The organism is Microcystis sp. M_QC_C_20170808_M3Col (genome assembly GCF_007095505.1).
In the GTDB taxonomy this organism is placed as follows: domain Bacteria; phylum Cyanobacteriota; class Cyanobacteriia; order Cyanobacteriales; family Microcystaceae; genus Microcystis.
This window is the reverse complement of sequence record NZ_SFBY01000016.1, coordinates 1-5,067: the sequence shown is the minus strand read 5'-3', so window position 1 is coordinate 5,067 and position 5,067 is coordinate 1. Positions and strand designations below refer to the sequence as shown.

The 5,067-nt window shown below is 42.7% G+C and carries 6 protein-coding genes, 1 tRNA gene and 1 pseudogene; 2 read left to right on the top strand and 6 right to left on the bottom strand.

Annotated features, from left to right (window positions below; all coding sequences use genetic code 11):
- Positions 1-152: 152 nt before the first annotated feature.
- The 3 genes and pseudogenes from EWV84_RS00710 to EWV84_RS00700 form a co-directional block, all read right to left on the bottom strand.
- A complete protein-coding gene (locus EWV84_RS00710; protein WP_002770022.1) occupies positions 153-734 on the bottom strand; it encodes a phycobiliprotein lyase in 582 nt (193 codons plus the stop codon).
- 76 nt (positions 735-810) lie between these two features.
- Positions 811-1,101 (bottom strand): annotated as a pseudogene (locus EWV84_RS00705) (restriction endonuclease); the annotation flags it as partial.
- Between the two features lie 233 nt (positions 1,102-1,334).
- Complete coding sequence (locus tag EWV84_RS00700; protein ID WP_286826066.1) at positions 1,335-1,670, bottom strand: hypothetical protein; 336 nt, start codon at positions 1,668-1,670, stop codon at positions 1,335-1,337.
- A gap of 134 nt (positions 1,671-1,804) precedes the next feature.
- Between EWV84_RS00700 and EWV84_RS00695 the strand changes: the two genes are divergently transcribed.
- Positions 1,805-1,875 (top strand) — tRNA-Cys (locus tag EWV84_RS00695).
- A gap of 48 nt (positions 1,876-1,923) precedes the next feature.
- Here EWV84_RS00695 and mtnB read toward each other — a convergent pair.
- Positions 1,924-2,541 carry a methylthioribulose 1-phosphate dehydratase gene (gene mtnB / locus EWV84_RS00690; RefSeq protein ID WP_287075745.1) on the bottom strand — a complete coding sequence of 206 codons (618 nt, stop codon included), beginning with the start codon at positions 2,539-2,541 and terminating at the stop codon, positions 1,924-1,926.
- A gap of 239 nt (positions 2,542-2,780) precedes the next feature.
- Here mtnB and EWV84_RS00685 point away from each other — a divergent pair, with 239 nt between their 5' ends.
- Entirely contained in the window at positions 2,781-3,161 is a 381-nt protein-coding gene (locus EWV84_RS00685) for a hypothetical protein (RefSeq protein ID WP_150976954.1), read from the top strand.
- A 10-nt stretch (positions 3,162-3,171) separates the two neighbouring features.
- Here the strand turns inward: EWV84_RS00685 and EWV84_RS22710 are convergent, their stop codons facing one another.
- Positions 3,172-3,414, bottom strand: a complete 243-nt coding sequence (locus tag EWV84_RS22710) for a hypothetical protein (protein ID WP_323801319.1) — start codon at positions 3,412-3,414, stop codon at positions 3,172-3,174.
- A 103-nt stretch (positions 3,415-3,517) separates the two neighbouring features.
- Positions 3,518-4,951 (bottom strand): TM0106 family RecB-like putative nuclease, encoded by a 1,434-nt coding sequence (locus EWV84_RS00680; RefSeq protein WP_287075743.1) that lies wholly within the window; start codon positions 4,949-4,951, stop codon positions 3,518-3,520.
- Positions 4,952-5,067: the final 116 nt, after the last annotated feature.

Genomic DNA, 5,067 nt, shown 5'->3' with positions numbered 1-5,067 from the left:
ATTTCCCCATTTCCCCATTTCCCCATTTCCCCATTTCCCCATTTCCCCATTTCCCCATTTCCCCATTTCCCCATTTCCCCATTTCCCCATTTCCCCATTCCCCCATTCCCCCATTTCCCCATCTCCTGTCTCCTGTCTCCTGTCTCCTGAATTTACCAGCCACTAATCGAATAGGATGACGGTTCGGGGGAATCACTAGAGACTGACTCCGATGACTGATTGCGGGATTCAGCACAAAAAGTGGCAGTATTAAAACCGCCAAAACGTTGAACTGTGCTAGTGCGGAGACGTAAATCGGCATCGGCAAACCAAAAACGCTCGATCGAGGTCATAGTTTCGTATTCTGTAATTAAGACTAAACCTTCCTGTTCATCAATGTGATAACGGCCCGCCACGGGAACGATTTCCGCATAACCTCGCTCCCGCAGGAGAACACCAGCTTGGGGATTATCTTCATCGGGAATTAGCGCAAAAACGGTGGTTCCTTGATGATTTTCGTCTTCTTTGTCCCACTGCATTGAACCATCCCAACTGACAAAGGCACCCCCCACAGTCTTAGCGGGATCGACTTCGTGCATTTCACAGATAGCGATAATTTTCGGGTTATCGGCGCTTAAAGCTTCCACATAAATCTCGGAATCGCCGGTTTCTGAGCGTCGAAAGGGTAAATGATGGGTAGTGCGCTGAGATTTCCACTGTCCCGCACTTTTCTGAAAAAAGGTCATCCCGTCCATAGTTTTTATCCTCTATTTTTTCCATTTATTTTAACGCCATCGTCGTTATTCTGTAACCCTTGTCCCCCTCTGTGTCTCATTCATCCCCAAAATAATCATGATCAATTCTCTTGATTTCATAGATTTCTTTGGTCGATACACCTAAGTTATAATCAATCATCAGTTGACCTAATTCTTCCCCATCAATCAGCACTATTTTTATCTCATTTCTGGGGGCATATTCTAAAGCCTCTTTGGTAAAATAGGAAGTAGTGATGAAAATACCTTTTTTGGCTCCTTGTCCCGCTAATGCCCCGACAAATTTCTGGATTTCTGGACGACCAACGGCATTATTATCAGCCCATCTTTTGGCTTGAATATAGATAATAATACACCTAAAGTTATTAATAATCAAGAGGCATTCCTAAGGAATTTGAGAGAGAAATTATCGCCATTGATAATCGTCTTGATACTCCAATAATTCGATTTTTCTGCCATTGGGAGCGTTGACATAAATAAGCTGTTGACTATCTAAATTACTTGTTAAGACTGTCTATGAGCGCCAGAGCTGCGGAGCAGGGAGAGCTTTTTTTGTGATAGCTAAAAAACCCCCTATCCCTGCTATTCATACAAAATCTCATCAAAACAAGCTTCTCCCACACTCGATAAAGTCCTAGCGGCAGCTTTATCGGTTTTCGACTTCTGCACGAGGGTGCGGAATTGCTGTAGATTGTAACGAGCTTGGAATTTTTTAATCGTGCAGTCGCATAGGTCTTTTGCCACATCAGCAGCTAATCCCTCCGCGCGCGCTCTTTGTAAACATTCTTGACGATAACTGTCGAAAGTCGTGGCAGTATTAGAACTTTGGCTAAGGTAAACGGCATTATTAGCCTGTAATGGAAAGTATAAAGCCAATAAACCGATAAAATTTAGTAAATATCTTTTATTTCTCATCATAATTGCTTTTTAAAGCCTGAAATACCCCACTAGATTAGAGAACGGCTGCATAAATTATAGATCGATCGCTCAACTCTTGGGTTCCACTCTTGGCAAACTGCCAACTGTTATGCTATGATTGATATTTATTGATCGGCGCCATCGCCAAGTGGTAAGGCAGAGGTCTGCAAAACCTTTACCCCCAGTTCGAATCTGGGTGGCGCCTTGGAAAATGTCGGCAATCTTTTCCTGATTGCCTTGTCTAATTGAAGGTTTACCAAGGTTTTACTTGATAGGCTGCCACTAGATAACGAAAAATATACTCAACTATCTCTAAATAATTCTCGGTAGTTTCTAGAGACTCACCCCACACCGTCACGCCATGGTAAGAAATCAGTAAAGCGGGAATTTCTGGGGGGAAAGTTGAGAATCTACTTTCTATTTCTGCGGCAATTTTCGGCACATCGAGATAGTTAGCAAAAACCGGCATAAATACTTGAGGATTTTCTACCCAAATACCTAAACCTTTCAACATTTCTAAGGGAGGTAACGATAACTTGTCCTCGCGAGCAAAACGGGAAACTAAATTCGCTTCCACCGAGTGGACATGATAACAAGCTTGTGCTTGGGGAAAGAGGCAATAAATCACCTGATGAATGCTAGTTTCGGCCGAAGGACGATTATCTCGATGAGCTAATTCTCTGACTTTTCCCGTCAGATCCACGCGCACAAAATCCTCTTCTGTTAGTTTACCTTTACTTTTGCCACTGGCAGTAATCCAAAAACTATGATCATCAACTTTAGCGGACAAATTACCCGCCGTGCCAAGCATCCAACCCAGTTGATAAAATTTTCGGGCAGCGGCAACTAGAGATAGACGAGGATCGCTCATGGTTTTTAGAGATATGGTGCATAGGTATCGACCTATTATAACAAGTTGAAGCGAGCAGACGACCCACTCCCCAGCAGATTTGGTGAGGCTCTCAATCTGGATAATCTCGATCAAAACTAAACCCAAAGCAGAAGAGAGGGAGGACCCGGTGAGCAAAAAAGAAGATTTAACCGTGGTAATGTGTTGGGAACGTGTTAGGTTAAAGATAATTGCAGCTTTGATGAATCGAGGGTTGAGCCGTGAATAACAACTTTTTCCGCAGCTATTCTGTCAATGATTCTGGTTTGGGTTGTTTCTTATCTTTGATTTTAGTCGGATTGTTGTTAGGCTCGATCGGACTGGGTTGGTTAGTCAATAGTTTTTTAATTCTCGTGGCATTCCTAATAATTTCTCCTGTGATTGCTTGGGGGATTTTTCGCTGGTGGTTGCGACGCAATTTAGTTGAAGATAGCTGTCCCGTCTGTAGCTACGAATTTACGGGTTTTAATCGCACGGAATGTCAATGTCCTAACTGTGGTGAACCGTTGAAAGTGGAAGGGGGTAAGTTTATTATTCTCACCCCTCCCGGGACGATCGATGTACAAGCGATCGAAGTACCTACCGGACAGTTGGAAGATTAAGGTCAAACCATTACCATCTAGGCACGCGCACCAAACTGAAAGCGGGGGATCTGAATTTTAACAATAACAGCAGTCCCAACAGGTGAATTGACCAATGAGCGAGAATTAAGCCCCAAATAATTGCGAAAATTAAACTACTAACGGCAAGAGCTTTAAAAATATCATTATTGGTCTTTTGATACCAGAGAAGACTAAGGAAGGAAAGCAGTAGGAGTAGAAGCGGAAAAAGTGGGGAGAACATGGGGATCACCATTGGGTGAGGGGACTGTCTTCACATCCATAGCCTATCATTTTCCCTTTACGGCTACGGGTAGCAGCGGCTACATTCCCCCCCTATTTGTCATAAATCTTTAGAATCAAATTAAAAAGTTTACAAGCCAATCTTTTAGTATAAAGGTGGCGCGACAATCATCCTCATTGTAACGCAAAATAGCCGCCAATAAAGTCCGATCTCCTGTTTTTAACCACTGGTCATACCACCAAACGCATTGATCCCCGCTTACTCCTCGATCGCGCCATTGAAAGCCAATCCAGTTAGCGAGGGATTTTAAGGAATAACTTTCCACGGGAAAAGTTACCGAATTAACTACATGATAATGCAGATCAAAACAGCGAGAAACTAACTGATTAATCAAAGAAGAAGGAGTTTTATAAAGATAACCTAATCGCTTAATTGTTTCTACTTCGTACTCAGAAAAGTGAAAAATTGGTGCTTGATAATCCTGCATGACTAAGGTTAAAAATTCCTGCCAAATCCTGCCTTCATCTTCCGGCTTTTCTGCCAAAAAGGGATAAAATTGCTGGGTATTAACTCGATAATCAACCCGTAAAATCCCCAAAAGATAATCTAAATTCTGTTCTGGTTCCGCTTCGATGTCAAAATAAAATTCAATCTCGGCCCTCGGTAGGGGGGACAAATAAGCAGTTTTCCCGTTGCTTTTGCGAAAGGCCCGATTTTCAATAATTGCTTGGGCCTGTAATTGTAACTGATTAGCCACCTCTACCCCCATCCCCTCCCCCATACGGGTAGGACAGGTAAGCGCAAGGGATGCCATGGTGGAAACCCCCAAAGACTGTAAAAATTGGTAACGACTAGGAGTCACCCCCGGGACTAAAGAAAGATGTTGACTCGCTTGAGCAATACCATAACAGTGACTATACCAATGACATAAACTGCAACGCTGACGCGAGATAAAAACTTCTGGTTCTTGCCGATTAATCACCATTTCGCCGAACTTTTTGATTATTTCCTCTAGTTTAGTTAACCAGAGATTCAATTCCACCCGATAGCGATTATGACGACGTAGGACAATTTCCCCATAACTGGGAAAAACTCCCTGCATACTGGCTAATAAATAGGCGTAAAAAGTAGCCAGCATTTTATATTCAGGCTTAGGACGGCGACCGAGTTGAATATTGAGGGGATAATAAACCCAATCGCCAAATTTCGACTCTCCTGCCTGTTTAATTAATAAATGCGGGGAACCGGTTAAAGAGACGGGATAGGCAGATTGTAAAAGGACTCCGTGATAAATACAGGGTACACCCCGACCCATCAAAGCTTCCGTTTCCCTAGCGGCGGCCAAAATATCAGTGCTGGGGGTAGTCAGGGAACAATAATCGGGATAGGAGTCTTGCAGGACTTTTTTAACGTGACTTTGACTCTCTTGGCGCAATTTAAGCAAAAAATCGCGCTCAGGGTCTTTTTCTTGGCTATTGCCGTAGAGATTTAAAAATGCACGGCGTTGACAACGTTGGTAGTCTAGAAGTAGATCATCGGTCAGTAGCATTAGACCTCTTGCATAATTTTTTTATGGTATAATATAAGGTTTTGCTTTTTTCTCAATTCTTAGATTGAAGTGGAAAAAAGAATAAAATGTGATCTTAGGTCAGGAAATCATCTATA

Excerpts from the sequence above, each read along its gene's own strand:
- EWV84_RS00680 (WP_287075743.1), bottom strand. The coding sequence starts at position 4,951 with ATGCTACTGACCGATGATCTACTTCTAGACTACCAACGTTGTCAACGC.
- EWV84_RS00700 (WP_286826066.1), bottom strand. The coding sequence starts at position 1,670 with ATGATGAGAAATAAAAGATATTTACTAAATTTTATCGGTTTATTGGCT.
- mtnB (WP_287075745.1), bottom strand. The coding sequence starts at position 2,541 with ATGAGCGATCCTCGTCTATCTCTAGTTGCCGCTGCCCGAAAATTTTAT.
- EWV84_RS22710 (WP_323801319.1), bottom strand. The coding sequence starts at position 3,414 with ATGGTGATCCCCATGTTCTCCCCACTTTTTCCGCTTCTACTCCTACTG.
- EWV84_RS00710 (WP_002770022.1), bottom strand. The coding sequence starts at position 734 with ATGGACGGGATGACCTTTTTTCAGAAAAGTGCGGGACAGTGGAAATCT.